The organism is Methanosarcina flavescens, from assembly GCF_001304615.2.
GTDB lineage: Archaea > Halobacteriota > Methanosarcinia > Methanosarcinales > Methanosarcinaceae > Methanosarcina > Methanosarcina flavescens.
On record NZ_CP032683.1, the window covers coordinates 1,651,797 to 1,668,374 of the forward strand.

18 protein-coding genes are annotated in these 16,578 nt (G+C 39.1%); 4 read left to right on the plus strand and 14 right to left on the minus strand.

What is annotated here, in order from left to right; translation table 11 throughout:
- Nucleotides 1-86: 86 nt before the first annotated feature.
- Nucleotides 87-1,367 carry a 3-hexulose-6-phosphate synthase gene (hxlA, locus tag AOB57_RS07395; protein WP_167829669.1) on the minus strand — a complete coding sequence of 427 codons (1,281 nt, stop codon included), beginning with the start codon at nt 1,365-1,367 and terminating at the stop codon, nt 87-89.
- Nucleotides 1,368-2,359: 992 nt separating this feature from the next.
- Here hxlA and pyrB point away from each other — a divergent pair.
- The gene (gene pyrB, locus AOB57_RS07400) at nt 2,360-3,286 is read left to right on the plus strand and encodes an aspartate carbamoyltransferase (RefSeq protein WP_054299695.1); all 927 of its coding nucleotides are present in this window, start codon (nt 2,360-2,362) and stop codon (nt 3,284-3,286) included.
- On the plus strand, nt 3,283-3,750 hold the full coding sequence (pyrI, locus tag AOB57_RS07405; protein ID WP_054299694.1) for an aspartate carbamoyltransferase regulatory subunit: 468 nt from the start codon (nt 3,283-3,285) through the stop codon (nt 3,748-3,750). The genes pyrB and pyrI overlap by 4 nt, the downstream gene beginning before the upstream one ends.
- Before the next feature lie 300 nt (nt 3,751-4,050).
- Here pyrI and AOB57_RS07410 read toward each other — a convergent pair whose 3' ends face one another.
- Nucleotides 4,051-4,329, minus strand: coding sequence for a hypothetical protein (locus AOB57_RS07410; RefSeq protein WP_167829571.1), 279 nt, complete (start codon nt 4,327-4,329; stop codon nt 4,051-4,053).
- Nucleotides 4,330-4,878: 549 nt separating this feature from the next.
- On the opposite strand from AOB57_RS07410, the gene AOB57_RS07415 reads away from it, so the two are divergent.
- Entirely contained in the window at nt 4,879-5,352 is a 474-nt protein-coding gene (locus tag AOB57_RS07415) for a DUF5788 family protein (protein ID WP_054299889.1), read from the plus strand.
- Nucleotides 5,353-5,434: 82 nt separating this feature from the next.
- Here AOB57_RS07415 and AOB57_RS07420 read toward each other — a convergent pair whose 3' ends face one another.
- The 12 genes from AOB57_RS07420 to AOB57_RS07475 form a co-directional block, all read right to left on the minus strand.
- Nucleotides 5,435-6,187, minus strand: a complete 753-nt coding sequence (locus AOB57_RS07420; RefSeq protein WP_054299692.1) for a DUF1673 family protein — start codon at nt 6,185-6,187, stop codon at nt 5,435-5,437.
- Nucleotides 6,188-6,787, minus strand: coding sequence for a DUF1673 domain-containing protein (locus tag AOB57_RS07425; protein WP_054299691.1), 600 nt, complete (start codon nt 6,785-6,787; stop codon nt 6,188-6,190). It lies immediately after the preceding gene.
- Nucleotides 6,784-7,383, minus strand: a complete 600-nt coding sequence (locus AOB57_RS07430; RefSeq protein ID WP_226999418.1) for a DUF1673 family protein — start codon at nt 7,381-7,383, stop codon at nt 6,784-6,786. Before AOB57_RS07430 ends, AOB57_RS07425 begins: the two co-directional genes overlap by 4 nt.
- 5 nt (nt 7,384-7,388) lie before the next feature.
- Nucleotides 7,389-8,099 carry a DUF1673 domain-containing protein gene (locus AOB57_RS07435; RefSeq protein ID WP_319592641.1) on the minus strand — a complete coding sequence of 237 codons (711 nt, stop codon included), beginning with the start codon at nt 8,097-8,099 and terminating at the stop codon, nt 7,389-7,391.
- Between the two features lie 29 nt (nt 8,100-8,128).
- Nucleotides 8,129-8,578 (minus strand): hypothetical protein, encoded by a 450-nt coding sequence (locus AOB57_RS07440; RefSeq protein WP_054299689.1) that lies wholly within the window; start codon nt 8,576-8,578, stop codon nt 8,129-8,131.
- A gap of 747 nt (nt 8,579-9,325) precedes the next feature.
- Nucleotides 9,326-10,117, minus strand: a complete 792-nt coding sequence (gene dapB / locus AOB57_RS07445; RefSeq protein ID WP_054299688.1) for a 4-hydroxy-tetrahydrodipicolinate reductase — start codon at nt 10,115-10,117, stop codon at nt 9,326-9,328.
- Nucleotides 10,114-10,989 carry a 4-hydroxy-tetrahydrodipicolinate synthase gene (gene dapA, locus AOB57_RS07450; protein WP_054299687.1) on the minus strand — a complete coding sequence of 292 codons (876 nt, stop codon included), beginning with the start codon at nt 10,987-10,989 and terminating at the stop codon, nt 10,114-10,116. The genes dapB and dapA overlap by 4 nt, the downstream gene beginning before the upstream one ends.
- Nucleotides 10,990-11,030: 41 nt before the next feature.
- Nucleotides 11,031-11,225, minus strand: a complete 195-nt coding sequence (locus AOB57_RS07455; RefSeq protein WP_054299686.1) for a 30S ribosomal protein S17e — start codon at nt 11,223-11,225, stop codon at nt 11,031-11,033.
- A 439-nt stretch (nt 11,226-11,664) separates the two neighbouring features.
- A complete protein-coding gene (locus tag AOB57_RS07460) occupies nt 11,665-11,964 on the minus strand; it encodes a hypothetical protein (RefSeq protein WP_054299685.1) in 300 nt (99 codons plus the stop codon).
- A gap of 283 nt (nt 11,965-12,247) precedes the next feature.
- Nucleotides 12,248-13,012 (minus strand): heparan-alpha-glucosaminide N-acetyltransferase, encoded by a 765-nt coding sequence (locus AOB57_RS07465; RefSeq protein WP_054299684.1) that lies wholly within the window; start codon nt 13,010-13,012, stop codon nt 12,248-12,250.
- 425 nt (nt 13,013-13,437) lie between these two features.
- Complete coding sequence (locus tag AOB57_RS07470; protein ID WP_226999419.1) at nt 13,438-14,283, minus strand: CPBP family intramembrane glutamic endopeptidase; 846 nt, start codon at nt 14,281-14,283, stop codon at nt 13,438-13,440.
- A 32-nt stretch (nt 14,284-14,315) separates the two neighbouring features.
- Nucleotides 14,316-15,203 carry a DUF1616 domain-containing protein gene (locus tag AOB57_RS07475; RefSeq protein WP_054299682.1) on the minus strand — a complete coding sequence of 296 codons (888 nt, stop codon included), beginning with the start codon at nt 15,201-15,203 and terminating at the stop codon, nt 14,316-14,318.
- A gap of 442 nt (nt 15,204-15,645) precedes the next feature.
- Here AOB57_RS07475 and AOB57_RS07480 point away from each other — a divergent pair, with 442 nt between their 5' ends.
- Entirely contained in the window at nt 15,646-16,542 is an 897-nt protein-coding gene (locus AOB57_RS07480; RefSeq protein WP_054299681.1) for an NAD-dependent epimerase/dehydratase family protein, read from the plus strand.
- The last annotated feature ends 36 nt before the right edge of the window (nt 16,543-16,578 follow it).

Here is a 16,578-nt window from a genome sequence, read left to right on the forward strand (position 1 = left end):
AAGTTTTTTTATTCTCGTTTTCTTTTTAATTCTCATTTCTTCTCTTTTACCCTGGATTTTAGCTAAAATTTGAAAAATGAGACTATTCAGTGTTTTTCCCATTTTTTGAGTTCCATTATCTCAGAGAGCGTCCCACCCCTCTTAATTTCATCGAAGAGTCTTTTTTCGTTTTTGTAAACCTCTTTTGCTCTTCTTGCTAGTTCGTACGCCCTCTCTGCTGGAATTACCACAACACCGCTTTCATCGCCCACAATATAATCTCCTGGCTTCACGGTCTGACCACCACAAGTAATCTCAGCATTGATCTCTCCAAAACCTTTAGGATCTCCGGCGTTGGGTACTGTATTGCTTGTATAAATCGGAAGTCCCAAGTTTTTGACCTCGTCAATATCCCTGACAGCACCCTCTATTACTACGCCTGCAATTCCCTTATTTAAGGCACTCCAGGTTGCAAGTCCTCCCCAGCAGGCAATATCCTTGTTTTCGTTGTAAATAACGATTACATCTCCTTCTTTTGCAACATCAATTGCTTCCACTGGCTTTGCCCAATCTCCAGGAAAAGTCTGTACGGTAACTGCAGTTCCTACTATTTTTCCTCCTACCAGAGGATGGATGCCTTTCATTGCGCCTTTTCTGTGCATGGCATCCGAAATGTTTGAAGTGGATACTTCCTTAAGAATTTTCCTGATTTCCTGGTCTACAGTGCCGACACTGCAGATTTCCACAGCATCCGGGCAGTCTACACTTTGCCGGATCTTTCTGGCTGCTTCGGTTACATTGTCAGAATGAGTAATATTCCCTCCTACAATGACAACTCTTGCACCAGCCTTGACCGCCTGCGCTGCAGTATTTGCATCAAGTCCTCCAGCTACCGCGAGCTGTACATTGACTCTATGTGAGATTTCCCTGAGGAGTGATATGGGGTCTTTTCCCATCATCTGCTGGTCTATTCCTACATGGACGTTAACATAGTCCACACCCAGAGCCTCAAGCTCAACTACTCTTTTTACAGGGTCAGGAGCCGAGATGAGGTCAGCCATCAGTCTGACTCCATATTTGTGGGCTGAACGAAGAGCATCAAGCAGTGTAGAATCATCTGCACTCCCCAGCACAATAACGACATCAGCGCCAGCTTTTGCTGCCATCTCGACTTCTAAAGCACCTGTATCTACAGTTTTCATGTCTGCCAGAATTGTTCGTTCTGGAAAAGCTTTCCTCATGGTACGGATTGCGTCCATTCCTTCACTTTTGATAAGGGGCGTTCCGATTTCGATCCAATCTGCACCCCCTGCTATTGCCTCTTTTGCAATCTCTACCGCGCGATCTAATTCCAGAAGATCAAGTGCAACCTGAATTATGGGAGTTATAGTATCACCTCAAATGAGAAATCAAAGAAACTGAAGTTTTCAAGCATTCTTATATCAGCTGTCCTGTATGCTTTTATTCTGGTTGTTACTCCGGGTTTACTCTATTAGTTTACGATTTTAGTAGAGCGAAAGAATCCCCGCCTTCTCAAAGGTGGGATAAATTCGTCACCCATCTCATAATACACCCTCTGACTATGTTTTTAAACTTATAGACTTGTACTCTATTGCCTGGTCTTTACTTTGGAAGCTGGAAATGTTACAAAGATCAATCTCTGTTGATTTTGTTCTAACTTTATTCTACTGATTTTATTTCACTGTTGTTATTCTATATCTAAAATTCATGGATAAACAATAAACATTAAACAATTGCAATGCGAGATTTGATGAATATATAAACTTCCTAGAACAGAATAGTGAGGATAAACAGTAACATAAGCAAGAAATAAACAAGAGACAAATTTATAAAAATATAACCATTGAAGAATGCAGGCAGTCGTTTTCTATTCTGCACTTTCGTTTTTTGAGCCGGTCAGTATTCATGGACAATATGGGATCTGGGGTGAAAATTGTCCTCTACACAAATGAATAGGGGAGTTGATTCAAAAAGGCGACTTCAGTCGAGTTGAGGAATTAAAGATAGATAATGCATCGGAATTCTCTCAGCATAGGAAAAGAGGACGTAATAGTATTGGAAGAAAAGTTCCTTACCTCGGAAGAAGCAAGAAAGCTCTATAAATGAGAATTTGGGTCTGTTACTCACGGTATTAGATTAGGAGGAAATCGAGAATGGATGCTTTAAAGAGACGTGAAATGCTTTCAGGAACAGTTCGTCAATCAGAGGATCAAAGATTCAAGGCTCTGGATTGAATTTGATGAAAGGTATCCAAGTAAAGTGCATAACTTAGATATGGGAATGGAATTCAGTTGCTTTGGTCTCTCAGAAATTTCTAGAGCAAAAATTATATCTCAGTGTATCATTTTATGGAAGCAGGATGTCACTTAAGAACAGACATGTTATTTCTATGAAAGATTTTTCGCGGGAAGAGATTGATCATATTCTGGATACTGCGGAAAGGCTTGAGCCTGTGGCCAGAGGCGAAGAGAGATTAAGGCTTCTGGATGGAAAAATTATAGCACTTCTTTTTTTTGAACCGAGCACAAGGACAAGAATGTCTTTTGAAGCTGCTGTGCAGAGGCTTGGAGGAAAAACTCTCAACCTTGGTTCAGTGGAGGCAAGTTCGGTAATGAAAGGAGAAAATCTTGCCGATACCATCCGTGTGATCAGCAATTATGCGGATCTTATAGTCTTGCGTCATCCTCTTGACGGATCGGCACGGATGGCTGCTGAATTTGCAAGTGTTCCTATAATCAATGGTGGAGATGGGTCTGTTAACCATCCTACACAGACTTTCCTTGACCTTTACACTATCCGCAGAGAAAGCCATCTTGAGGACCTGAAAATTGCTTTGGCAGGAGACCTGAAGTATGGAAGAACAGTACATTCTCTCTGCTATGCTCTATCCCTTTACGAAGCTGAAATGACTTTTGTTTCGCCTCCTGAACTCAGGATGCCTCCAGATATTGTCAGGGATCTTCAAAAGATGGATATCAATATAAAAGAGACTGACTCTCTTGAAAGAATAATTGGAGACGTCGAGGTTCTCTATATGACAAGGGTCCAAAAGGAACGCTTCCCTGATCCCGAGGAATATGAGAAGGTTAAAAACAGGTTGAAGGTTACACGTGACCTGCTGAGAAATGTTAATCCGAACCTCAAAATTCTTCATCCTCTCCCGAGAGTCAACGAAATTTCTCCCGAAGTAGACTCAACGCCATATGCTTGCTATTTCGAACAGGCTTTCTATGGTATTCCTACACGGATGGCACTTCTCGCTCTTGCTATGGGGGTAATTGAATGAAGGGAAAACGAAACCTCAAAGTCGAGGCAATTGAAAAAGGAACAGTAATTGACCATATAAAGGCAGGACAGGCTTTGAATGTTCTGCGTATACTTGGAATATCCAGTGATTTCCGAGCCACTATTAGCTTTGTTATGAATGCTCCAGGCTCCAGAGGAAAAAAAGACGTTGTGAAAATCGAAGGTAAAGAACTCAGCGTTGAAGAACTTAACAAGATTGCCCTTATCTCTCCGAAAGCTACCATCAATATTATCAGGGATTTTGAAGTCGTCCAGAAGAATAATGTTGTACTTCCTCCCTCTGTTGTGGGTGTTGTTCGTTGCACCAACTCAAAATGTATTTCCAACAGCAGCGAACCTATAAAATCAAAATTCTCTGTGCTGCAGTCCGAAGAAGGAGTAACTCTCCACTGTCTGTACTGTGAACATTTGATCTCGGAAAATATAGCCGAGAATCTGCTTTGAGTATTTTTGTGAAATTAAATTCTGAGATTAGGGTAGTTTCAGAAAGTTATCAAAATTAGAAGAATATTAAAAAGGTATGGGAAAATTTATTGTAACCGCAGGAAACTCTCTCGGTAAATTATTCTCACTTTGCTTAAATCTCATTTATTTTGATCTATTTGATCCGAAACCTGTTATACAATGTATTACAAGCAATAGAGATTTATCTTAAAACCCCACCGGAAGATCGGTGGGGCGAAGTTTATGTTACTGACAGAGATTTATTAGATTTGTAAATTTGTTGTATTGATTGCTTTTTTATCAGCAGTAGTAACCATTATTAAAGGCGTCAAGCTTCTTGTGCATTTCCTCTCCAGACGGATACTTGCATCCGCAGTACTCAAACTCTTTCTTCCATGCCTCGCTGCTCCCCTTTACGCCACTTCCAAGTTTGTAGGCTTTCATCCACCTGTCAGCTCCTGTAATTATATTGTTTATCTCACAGGGCGCGCGACAGCCGCTTTTTACATTCAGTTTGGCAGCAACAAGTGAATTAAACATCGTATATGTTTTATCTCCTTTTACGGGTTGTTGCATCATCTCTATTGCTTGTAATACATTGTATGATTCGGACCCGACGTATAATTTTCCACAGGTAAATTTACTAACAGGCCAGGCATCTGGGTGATTTTTCTAGTACCCAGGGCTTTTACATTCTTTCTCAGTGTAACTTTCCTCACAGGCTGCTGCAATACCACTGAATGCAATAAGGCACACAGTTACCAATAATATTTTAATAATATACCTCAAATTTTTCACTCCCCTTATTTTATGTAATAGGCTATGAAGAATAAACGCATGGAAAGATTAGTAACAGTGCATAATTCTTCAGATTTGTCTAGTTTAATACTATATAGTCTATTTTTCCCCAAATACTTACTAATATTTTTAAATATTTGAAGCATTTCATTATACGATTAATTATAAAGTCTCTTGCTCTCAATCCATGTGACACCCTAACCTGAGATTACAAGGAAGATCGGATTTTCCTTTAAATGCATGCTGGGTTGGTTTCTTCAGGCTTGTATAGAAAAAGATATGAATTGGGGCAGAGAAATACTTAGTACACCTGAATCGGGGAAAAAATCCATGTTACCGGGCGAGAGAAATAGAAAAGAAACAGATGTGGAATACATCAGCACTCAGGAACGGAATAAACTCCTCTGGAGCCTCAGGAGTGATTTTGCCTGGGCAGGAAAGAAAATTCCTGAAAACATAGAGATAGATGGAGAGGAGTATAAGTTAGGAGATCTGATCCGGGAACTGGGAGAAAAGGGAATTATTAACTCGAATAAGGTTGCCGAAATAAAGACTATTATCCCGAAACTCAAGGAAAAGGCAGGAGCAAATGAAAAACTGCTGGAAACTGAGGAACTTACAAAGACTGAAGCTGAGGCTTTATATGAGGAAGCTACGGGGCTTCTAAGAGCTGTAATGGAATTAAAGGACAGGCTTGAAGGAAAGGGCGGTGAAAAAGGTGCTGATGAGTTTAAAAGGATGCTTAATGCCCAGAGACTTATAGACGAAAAACGCTGGCAGGAACTCATTAAAAGTTTGAAATAAGAGTTTAATTGTATTTTCCAAGTGATTAAATATCCAGAGAATTACAATTTCTTTCCCTTCTCGATCTCTTTTCTTATTCCATCTAGTTTCTGAGGATCGTGGTAAGTTTTTCAGGTTCTTCGGTATACAACCAGATTCTCAGGTTTGAGTTTGTGGTTACTTCAAGAGCCTGCTGATAAGGTGCCACGAGTTCGCTGTTGTAAAACATTATAAAGAACATTGTTAGTAATGCAAGCTGTCTCAGAAATTGACTGAGTTCAATGTAGTCTGGAAATAACATTTTCAGATCGTACAAAGTTGTCATTATCTCTTTTTTAAAGTAAAGTGGTATCCAGATTACGTAAATTAAGCGTATCAGCCAGCAACCGAAACGATTTCCCGTCCTTTTTACTGAGATTTGTTTAATCTCCTCTTTCTTGATCACAACTAACTTACGCATAGGTTTCTTGATCATGATTTTTCCGGGAATTACTGAAGCAGTATTTGGATGGTTAAGAAATAACATAAGAGGCATAAGGAACATAATAAGGCCTGAAAAAATGACTAAATAAGAGCCTTCAGGAATACATGTCCAGAAAAATAATGAGACTATTATTGTGAAAAAAGTGATTATTAATATCCATAATACCCATCCCCCGTCAAAGAGACTAGCCCTCACCTTAAGAATTCCACTTTCGTGCAGACCCAGGGAAGATGGTACTAACTGAATATTCCTATTTTCTAATTTAAATTCAGGGAAGCAGCCTTCCTGCCCATCTTTCTTAAGATAATCTTTCATTGGGCACCAGCCCAACAGCTTTTTGATTTGTTCAAAAGCAGTAGCTTTAATAGACATTTATTTTTTCTCCGTAATTAGATACGAAGTTTTCCAGGTCCCATGCTTTTTGCCATAATAAATAGTTTTGTGGTTCTTTTTCTCCCAATATATTAGCTGGAAATAACTAAGCCACATCGCAACCAGAGAACCCCCCAATAGTGAAAATATTGCTTGCATAGCGAGTTCTTGACCTTTAAACCAAAGGTAGAAAATCACAATCACGAACGTATATGCGAGTATATAATACAGTTTTTTCTTACCTAAATAATCGATTAATGGTTGTTTTATCAGAGCATCATATCTTTGCATTTGAGCATTCCAGTCAAATATAATGAAAAACGAAGAAACTAAAGATCCGGCAAGTAGAAAGATAAGGTTTACACCTAATTGCTTAATTATTAGGAGATACGTGAGTGTAAAAAATGTGGTAATTAAAAAAGTTTGGACACTTGTTTTACGAAACCATCCAGGATTTTTCTGTTTTTCGTCATCTCCACTTGATCTACTCGAAATACCAGATTCAAAACTTTCAAAGTTAATAGGTTGTCTCGCCTCATGTGTTTTTGCATTTGGGCACCACCCCATCAGTCTTTTTATAGTTTCGACTTTAAGGCTCATAGTTCTCCCTCTTTTTCCCCAACAGCATACATCTTCTCGAAGCTATTTTCATGTTTTACATAAATTTTCATGTGATTTTTCCTTTCCCAGTAAATTAATTGAATATAGAAACCCCACGTAAAGAACAAAAGAATTGAAAGTCCGAATAAGGCTGAGTGCCAAGATTGCCTTATCATATAAGTGAGCAACATAAGCAGAGCAATAAAAATTACGAATATCAAATCCCAAAGATATGATACTTTAGAGACATAACGGACAATAGGTTTTCTTGCAATGTCGTTGAACCGTTGAATCCGCTCATTCCAGTAAAATACAAAATAAAATAGGGGAGGTAATGTTGCGAAAAGGGATGGGAGCAGGCCCATGTGATTATATATAAGGAAATGAACAAAAGTTAAAAAAATAGCAGACAAAAGAATTTGATTACTTTCTCTCTGGAGCCATCCAGAGTTCTTTAAATCTCCATTTTCTCCCCTTGCTCTGTCTGGAATATTGGAATCAAAATTTTCAAGGTTAGCATGTCTTCGGGCTTCAGCTTCATATGTTTTGGCGTATGGGCACCATCCCATCAACTTTTTTATGTATTTCAGGATCATAGTCATTATTCTGTCCCCATATTTACAATGTGGATCTCTGGCATGTTACGCCCGTAGATAAGCACGATTTTTTTATTCTTCTTTTCCCAGTATATATCTGTAAAATAATACAGATAAGCTGTCAAACAAAGTCCAGATATAAGTGCCATGTTGCGCGAACCGAAGTAAAGAAGCAAAATTAGAGGCAATAAATCAAACTTAAAGTAGTACAACAAAACTATCAAAGAAAAAGCAGAGATTAAAAACAAAGTAAATCCCCAATTAAATTGTGAAAATAAGAGATACAGCAATGCCAAGGATAGTATTTGATTTATAACTCTCCATTTTGGTGATACAGTTATTATTTTTATTTTTCTACTTGAGTTTTTTATGTTATCCAGATAATGCCAGTTCCAGATACAAAAAAGCAGATTAAAAATAGTTCCGATAATTAACCCAAACATGAAACCTTTATCCATGGGACGGACTCCCTGGAATATAATCAAATATATGGAAAAGAAGGTAAGCCCGGAGGATATTATTAATACCCTATTATGGCGTTTGTTCCACCAGCTGGGAGATGAAATCGGAGAATTTTCGGCATCTTTCCCCCCTGATTGACTATTCGCTTCCAAATATTCAGGGCGGATGGAATGTTGGGTTTCAAGCGCTTTTACATTCGGGCACCATCCCGTCAGTTTCCTTATACCCTCTATGACTATTTTCACTGCTACCATTTCCCCATTCTACCTGCCTTTCATCAGGTTTATTCAATCGATTTCTTTAATTTCTCAAAGAGCTCATCAGCTACTTTTGTGGGATCATTCGTGCTATGGAGTTTGAGCTGCATTTCATCTGCAAAGTCCCAGAGAAGTTCGATACATTCTCTGTACCTCTCACAAGACCCGCATTCTCCTTCATGTTCATACCAGACCTGCATTCCATGTTTTGACGAGACAAAAATTACTGCGTTGGCTTTGAAGGGTATCGATTTTCCGAAGAGTATCCCTTTCTTTGGGTCCAATTTTTCGACTTCGATCCTGTTTGCTCTGGCCATTTCAAACAGGACTTTTTCAATGCGTTTGTCCATACTAAGAAGGGCTCGCGAGACTGCCTGCCTGGAGACTCCGAAATGCTTTGCAATATTGATATTCGGAAGCCCACTTCGGCGCAGAACCCAGAATTCAAACTGTTTTTCGCCTGCCGGAAGGAACATAAGTAAACATCTAAATGTTGACTATATATAGGTTTCTGCTCCGAAGGTTTTTTAGAACTGTTTGTTTAAAAGGCGTTTCTTTCTAAAAAAATTATAAAAATTTCCCAGGAATAATTTAATAATCTGTCCATAAAAAATATATAGAAGCATTAAAAATTGTCCAATAGATTATATTTTTTAAATGTTTTTATGAGTTTAGCCATTAAATCAATTTAAGAAATATAAACTTAAACTGCATGGCTACTGAGGGTATTTTATGCGAAAAGAAGGTGATTTTGAAACTAATCGTGATGTTATTGATTTTATACATCTTTCTGAGGATTCAAAACCAAAAATGAAGAAGAAAAAGTAAAAAAAGTACTGAAGAGTTTGGAGATGAAGTCAAGGCCTGTGTCGATTCCAGAATCTATGAACGTCCGTCCTTTTTTCTTGGTATACTTTTTATTATCGTCTTTGAGGCATCGGAAGCAAATATGAAAGTATCTTCTCAATTGAATACGAAGGAAAAATCATAGTTGTACTCTATCACGGTTTCTGCCTCGTCTCAGCGGGGGATAGGCTCCATATTCGTGGAAATTGGTACAGGGGGAAAAAGCTGGGAATACAGGGAAATGTCGTTGTTGCGCACAGGGTTGAAAGAAAGTAAATGATTTGTCTTAGATTGAGAATGCAGGCGGGTCTGATAAGGAAACTCAGCCCCACGCCTGTGATCTAAAACTTCCATCAAAATGCTTGTTAAGTATTTTTTTATAAACCGAGCACATCATCCATGGAATAAATTCCAGGTTTTTGTTTACAGACCCATTCGGCTGCGCGCACTGCACCTTTGGCAAAGATCTGTCGAGAATGAGCCATGTGCCTGATCTCAATTCTTTCGGAATTACCTGCGAAAAGGACGGTGTGGTCACCTGTGATATCTCCAGCGCGGACTCCATGAATTCCGATCTCTTTTCCGCGTGGGGCAATACCTTCTCTGCCGTAAATATATTCCTTTCCACCCAGAGCCTCGCTGATAACATCAGCTGCACGAAGAGCGGTTCCGCTTGGAGCATCTTTTTTCTGGTTATGATGAGCTTCTATGATCTCAATGTCATAGTCTGCAAGGTACTTTGCAGCTTCTCGGATTATCTTGAAAAAGACATTAACTCCTACTGAGTAGTTCGGAGAAATAACTGCACTTACCTGGGCTTTCTGGATAGCATCATCAATTATTGCTCGTTGCTCCTGAGCTAGTCCTGTAGTACCTATTACAAGGTTTACTCCGGTTCTGGCGGCGATTGGAGCATTAACTGCGGTTGCGCCGGCGGCTGTGAAGTCGATAAGGACATCAGCCCTGCTCTCTTTCAGAACAGTTTCAAGATCTTTAACATCTGAGATCGGAACTCCCAGGTTGCCGACGTGAGCAAATTCTCCTACATCTCTTCCGAAATTATTGATATCAAAAGCAGCAACAAGCTGCATATCCGGATAGCTGGTAATATTTTCTACAATTAAAGAGCCCATCCTGCCGCAAGCTCCAAGTACTGCTGCGTTAATCATTCAATAACCCCCAGTTTTCTGAGTTCATTTGCAACCTTTTCAGTATTTGTCCCGCTGAGGGGCGCGAGTGGAAGCCTCAGGTGCCCGCTTGCAAGGCCTGCAAGTTCTGCAGCTTTTTTGACCGGAATCGGGTTCGTTTCCAGGAAAAGGGCACGAATCAAAGGGGAAATCTCAAAATGGATATTTCTTGCGGTTTCGTAGTCTCCGGAAAGAGCTGCATTTACCATTCTGGATACCCTATCGGGTACGATATTTGCAGCAACAGAAATAACTCCTCGACCTCCAACAGAAAGAATTGGAAGAGTCAAATTATCCTCGCCTGAAAGAACCACAAAATCTTCATCTACAGTACTTTCCAGAATCTGGGAAACTTTACCAATACTTCCGCTGGCTTCCTTGATTCCCACGATGTTTTCGACTTTTGCAAGTTCGGCAATAACTTCTACTGGCATGTCCTGCCCTGTACGGGAAGGGACATTATAAAGAATCATAGGAATATCAACTGACTCTGCAATTTTCTTGAAGTGTGCAAGCAGGCCTGCAGGATTTGGCTTGTTATAATAGGGAGAAATCAGAAGCACACCTTCTACACCCGCATCTGCAGCGTGCTTTGTAAACTGGAGAGCTTCTCCTGTGTTATTTGAGCCCGTTCCCGCAATTACAGGAACTTTTGAGTATTCCACTGCAATATCTATTACTTCTTGATGCTCAGATGCGGAAAGAGTTGCAGACTCTCCGGTAGTTCCACAGGGTACAATCCCTGCAACTCCTCCCTCTTCAACAAATGCAATATTCCTTTGTAGGCCTTCCCTGTCAATCCTGTCATCCTTTGTAAAAGGAGTTATCAGGGCAGGCATTGCTCCTTCAAACATGTTAGATATCCCCACCAGTGTACCGGAAGTAAATTCCCTATTTAGTATACTTTCATGCGTGCAACTTTTCTTGTGACGTAACCTGCAACCCTGTTTCTTATGACCTTGCTTTCAATAGTCGTGTACTTTGTCACAAGAGCCTTGTTGGTCTCAAAATCTTTTGTAAAGACATCTCCATGGTTTTCAAGTAATTCTAATGCTGTTCTTTTTATATTAGTCTGTCTTATATTTCCCATCGTATCTCCTCTTGGATGTTTTTGCTGTTTTTTTAGTCCAGTTACTCAATTCTACTTCTAGTTTGTCTCACATTTTTCCTGTGAATTATGGTTAACGTGAAGCCGGAAGCAGAAAATAGTTTCGTTGTCTATTTCCTTCTCTCGAATTGATCGGTTCAGTGAAAACTGGATGTAAAAATTTGATTGATAATGATTTTGTCGACTAATAGATCACTTGAGATTTATAAGTTTTGGGGTCGATACTCCAGTCTAAAGCTGTGAGGCTTATCATTCTTTTCCTCTATTAATTGAGCGTGCAACAGGCGCTGACAATTTTCTTTCGAATGTCTCTTTTTTTGCAGCATTTTGGAGCATTGATAATTATATTTCAAGCATAATCTCGTTATATGAATTTAATATATCCTGCATTTAAATATATTCATGTCTTTAGGCATATATCTTATTTCCTCTTTATATAATCCGTTTTCCCAAGAAAACGGTCAAAGGTTCCTGCATGAGTGAAAACGCGCTCTCTTATTCCTTTACGATTAATAAACAATCCTATTAATACAAAAAGCAGCCCGATGTTCGGGTTTACATTGACAACAGTTGCTCCTATTAAAATCACGGAAGAAGCTGCAAGTCCCTTCATGGCTCCTTTCCTGTAAGAACGATAACCTGTTCTCTTAAATATTCGGATATCCCGAAGGGTCAGGAAAAGAACTACAAAATAGGCAAACATTGCGATCTCAAGATACATTCTTTTCTCCGTCTTCTGTTTTTGGTTTTGTAATTCCTGCTTCTTTATCAGATTAAAAATAAGCCTTATTTACTTCTGACCTTATGTTCTAATCATTTGTACAGAGCAGGCTAAAATTTATCAGCATATCAATACATTCAAGCAGAATATGCAAATTACCGATGTCATATGATATAAAACCAGCAGGTTTGGATCTTCTGGTAATGGATCTTATAGTAATTTTAAAGGCACACGGGTAAATAGAGAAATAACACTTCTCAGATTTGACTTTTTTAAGTAGCTCTCATATAATATTCGGATCGAGTAACCCACTCAGGAACAGTAATCCAAGAAAGACTGGCTGATGGATGAAATATATGACAAGAGAATGCTGTCCCATTCTGGAAAACAGCCTGAAGAGAGGATTTTTTCCAGTATAAGGGATTTCAAATTGTCTTTTCCCATCTGCATACAGAAGATTTCCAAGGAAAACTCCTGCGAGCAGTACTCCAAACCAGGGAAAAATGGGGAAGTAATCAAGGGTACTGAAGTTTTCGGGAGTGAAACCGAGCCAGAGCAGACTGGAAAATCCAAAGGTTATGTTCCTTAGATAAAGCCCTGAAAGGACGAAGAACAGGCTGAAGAAGATATTTTCTTTCCCATATCTCAGGAAGGGATATACAAGTACGGCCGAGACCCCGAAAAAGTGCAGGATCCCAAAGACGATGTATTCTTCAGGTAAAAAGACCCAGGTTATACCTGTAAGCAAAAGCCCCATCAAATAAAGTTTAAGCCCTCTTCTCAAATATTTTGAGAAGTTTTCTGTGCCATTTTTGTCTAAATCTTTATTAAGAGCTCTTGAATGACTTATGCATAGGGCAGTTCCAGAGATGAGGATAAAAAGTAAAGCTGAGAATCTGCCTGCATACAGGATGAGACCGGATCTAAGCTGAATATCTGCAAGCTCGAAAAAATCCAGGTCATAGAGAAAGTGGTACAGGAGCATCAAGAGGACAGCAAACCCTCTCACACAATCAATCTCCCAGAAACGATCTGTACATCTGACCATAGATTTCTTCTCCTAATCGAATAAATTCTATTTATAAAGAATGACAATCTTCTTTTAAAGATGTAATTTATAATTTGTGTTCCTTCCTGAAAGAGCGCAGATTTCTTATTCATTTCTTGCGGATTGACATAGAGAACCCGATTAGAAAGTAGAAGAAGTTAATTTTATTATTTTATTAATTTTAAATCTAAAAAACTTGAGATTTATAACTAAAGTAGCTTCAAAGCATCTTGCTGGCTATCAGCGTCATTTCATATTCGCGTTTGAGGAATGATCTGTCAGATGATTCATCTTGCAGCAGGAAAAAGACAATCTCTGATAGTAAATAGATATAGTAAATGATCAGGACTATGTATTTACCTTACTTCTATTAAAGTGGAGAATGCACTAACTTTCATATTACTCTCTCAATCCTTTTACCTGTCTTACATCAATCCGGATCCCGAACCAGTAAGAGGAAGTATTCCAAATAAAAATACATTTATTGAGCCATGAATCATTACCACTAAGGGAAGACTTCGGGTTCTATAAAACAGGTATCCTAAAAAACCTCCTACAAAAAAGGTATATACCATCTCAAAGGGGGTGCCGTAAGTGGAATGCATTATTCCGAAAAGGAGGCTTGCAAGGATGATTCCCCCAGCTGGTCCTAAGAATTCCTCCAGGCTCGTCTGGAGAATTGCCCTGAACATTAGTTCTTCTATCAATGCCACAACGAAGACCATTATGACTATTAGTGCAAGCAAGTTTGCAGATGAGAGATCTGGAATAAGCCCTCTTGCCCCGATAAGTATATATTCTGCTTGCGCAAAGGCAAAGCCTGTAAGTACAGACAGAGGAATATAAATCCATAACTTTTTCAATGTATCTCTTTTATTTTCATGTACAATTTCTTGATGAGTAGTAGCAATAGTTATTGGAATTGCCAGAGGAGCATAGATAAATATAAACGAGTAAAGATTTATCTCAAAAAAAATTGGCATAGAAAAGTTTATCAATCGGAAAATTGTTAGAATCAAAAGAGCCTGGTAAATTTTCCTTACCTGATAATTTTCAGTAACGGCTATTGAAAATGAAAGCGCCAGCAGCAATAAAGTATAAGCTATTGAAGCTTCTTTCAATCTTCCACTGAAAATTAACAATTCGATGAGAATAATTGCAGTTATAGGAACTCCTGTATAGAATATCCTTTTCAGAAATCCTATTTTATCTTCAGTTTGAATTTTAAGTATCTTCCCAAGTTTCGGCAGAGAGATTTTTTTTGCTTTCAACTCCGAAGGCGGAAATTCAGGAGTCGCCATCTTCAGGCCCCCTCAGTAACATTGATCCAGAGATGCAGGCTCCTGTAGGGTACTGCTTTTTCAGTTTCGTTAAAGAGCAGAAACTCTAACTTCATGTTCTTTCCTTCAAAAAGCGGTGTAAAAGTAATCGGCTCTTCCCAGGACATATTATGCTCAAGACTTACAGATTTTTGATTTTCTGGGATAGGCAGAGACCGATTTTCAAGCCTTACTTCCATTGTATAATCTACAGGTCTATATTCATGGTTTCTTATTCCTATGATAACTGTTCCTTTCTCCCCCTGTACAAATTCTGTGGGATAATCCGCGGTTGTCCCGTTAATTCCAAGAACATAAAACTCCGTAAATGGTTCTCCTTCTTTAGGGTGTCCTATTATGTAGGCGAGGCTTCCCATAGATGCCAGAATAGAAAGGATAAAAATAAGCGCAATAATCTTGTCAGCTTTTGATTCGGGTTTTTCAAGTACATTGGCTTTCATATTAAGGAAACATGTTTTGAATGAAATCCCAAAAGCTTCAGTTTCAGGCAGCAATCTCCTTCTGTAATATGCAACTGCACACATCAGGAGAATAAAAATTGAAAGTCCTATCAGTAAAGGAGTCTCCCTGATTCCCCAGACGGAATAATTCAGGATAAGTCCCATTATAGGGACGACTGCAATATTCAATCCGAAAGAGATTGCAACTCTTTCAATCCCTTCAAGATCATTTTTGGCTGGAAAGATGGCTCCAGCGAGGGCATAACCAGGCAAAAAAAGCACCAGAAAGATCCCCATGTACGTTCGCAGGAAACTATCGCTAAGCACAGGCACGAGTACGAAAACGTTAGTAATAAATACAAAACCTGCAATGATTAAAAGGTCTATGGGAAGTTTTCTATTTCCGGCCATTTTTACCACTGGTAGAATCTTTTTATATTTAACTTCTTTGGATTTATACTTATGTGAGCCTTCATCAACCTATCTTCCTTGAAATTTCTTCAAGTAAGGTTTAACCTTTCAGGTGGTCCTTTAAAGGAAAGTAAGGATGAAGGCGCCTTTACATCTTGAATTCAATCTTTAGTGGTGTTATTCTTTACATTTAAGCCTGAATTTCGAATTCTATACAGCTCTTTGTCAGACTTAAATTTCTCCAAAAAGTACCCTTAGTTTCCCAATTTTTCGACTCCCCTTATTGATAAGGTCTCTTTGTATGAAAATTTTTTCCTTTTCCTTGATGAATTTCTCCAGCCCTTATTATGTTTGTATACATTAGAGATTTTTTTAATTTTACTTATACATCTCTGGACTGACATAGAAAATTTTATTTTGTATTTTTTCCTTCTCTGAAAGCATGAAAGTACTGGTCACAGGAGGAGCAGGTTTTATAGGCTCCCATATAGCTGAACATTTTGCGGAAGCAGGACACACTGTCAGGATTCTGGATAACCTTGCCACAGGTTTCATCAAAAATATCCCGCAGAATAAAAATATCGAGTTCATTCAGGGAGACATCTGCGACTTTCCCTTAGTCGAAAAGGCGGTTTCGGGCATGGACTACGTCTTTCATGAAGCTGCCCTTGTATCCGTACCTTTAAGCTGTGAAAGACCTGCTGAGGCTTTCCGGATTAACACTCTTGGAACCCTTAACATACTGCAGGCCTGCGTTAAAGCTGATGTCAATAAATTTGTGACAGCTTCTTCTGCTGCCGTTTATGGAAATAATCCAGTCCTTCCAAAACACGAGGATATGTATCCTGAACCGTCATCTCCTTACGCTATATCTAAACTTGATGGAGAGTATCTGGCAAGGATGTTTTACGAGAATCATGGGCTGCGCACTACTTGCCTGCGTTATTTCAATGTTTATGGTCCCCGCCAAGACCCACAATCTCCATATGCGGCTGTTATCCCAATTTTCCTTGATAGGGCAAAAGCAGGAAAAGACCTTATTATTTACGGAGACGGACTTCAGAGCCGGGATTTTGTGCATGTTAAAGATGTAGTCAGGGCAAACGTTGCGGCTCTTGAGCATGGCGATGGTCAGGTTTTTAATGTAGCTATGGGAAAAAGCGTGACCATTCTGGAGCTTGCGGAAAATATTATTAAGTTAACTGGCTCCTCTAGCAATATCGTACATGCCGCCTCACGAGCAGGCGATGTTAAAGATTCAAGAGCAGATGTCTCAAAAATCTCCGATTGGTGGAGAGGAGAGATTGAACTGCAGGACGGATTAAAAAGTCTGGTTTAAACAGTTTTAAGAGAGTTTTCTTTAAAAAATAGAGTT

Bases quoted from the DNA above. Each gene is read 5' to 3' on its own strand.
- pyrB (WP_054299695.1), top strand. From the start codon at position 2,360: ATGTCACTTAAGAACAGACATGTTATTTCTATGAAAGATTTTTCGCGG.
- pyrI (WP_054299694.1), top strand. From the start codon at position 3,283: ATGAAGGGAAAACGAAACCTCAAAGTCGAGGCAATTGAAAAAGGAACA.
- AOB57_RS07410 (WP_167829571.1), bottom strand. From the start codon at position 4,329: ATGATGCAACAACCCGTAAAAGGAGATAAAACATATACGATGTTTAAT.
- AOB57_RS07415 (WP_054299889.1), top strand. From the start codon at position 4,879: ATGTTACCGGGCGAGAGAAATAGAAAAGAAACAGATGTGGAATACATC.
- AOB57_RS07420 (WP_054299692.1), bottom strand. From the start codon at position 6,187: ATGTCTATTAAAGCTACTGCTTTTGAACAAATCAAAAAGCTGTTGGGC.
- AOB57_RS07425 (WP_054299691.1), bottom strand. From the start codon at position 6,787: ATGAGCCTTAAAGTCGAAACTATAAAAAGACTGATGGGGTGGTGCCCA.
- AOB57_RS07430 (WP_226999418.1), bottom strand. From the start codon at position 7,383: ATGATCCTGAAATACATAAAAAAGTTGATGGGATGGTGCCCATACGCC.
- AOB57_RS07435 (WP_319592641.1), bottom strand. From the start codon at position 8,099: ATGGTAGCAGTGAAAATAGTCATAGAGGGTATAAGGAAACTGACGGGA.
- AOB57_RS07440 (WP_054299689.1), bottom strand. From the start codon at position 8,578: ATGTTCCTTCCGGCAGGCGAAAAACAGTTTGAATTCTGGGTTCTGCGC.
- dapB (WP_054299688.1), bottom strand. From the start codon at position 10,117: ATGATTAACGCAGCAGTACTTGGAGCTTGCGGCAGGATGGGCTCTTTA.
- dapA (WP_054299687.1), bottom strand. From the start codon at position 10,989: ATGTTTGAAGGAGCAATGCCTGCCCTGATAACTCCTTTTACAAAGGAT.
- AOB57_RS07455 (WP_054299686.1), bottom strand. From the start codon at position 11,225: ATGGGAAATATAAGACAGACTAATATAAAAAGAACAGCATTAGAATTA.
- AOB57_RS07460 (WP_054299685.1), bottom strand. From the start codon at position 11,964: ATGTATCTTGAGATCGCAATGTTTGCCTATTTTGTAGTTCTTTTCCTG.
- AOB57_RS07465 (WP_054299684.1), bottom strand. From the start codon at position 13,012: ATGGTCAGATGTACAGATCGTTTCTGGGAGATTGATTGTGTGAGAGGG.
- AOB57_RS07475 (WP_054299682.1), bottom strand. From the start codon at position 15,203: ATGGCCGGAAATAGAAAACTTCCCATAGACCTTTTAATCATTGCAGGT.
- AOB57_RS07480 (WP_054299681.1), top strand. From the start codon at position 15,646: ATGAAAGTACTGGTCACAGGAGGAGCAGGTTTTATAGGCTCCCATATA.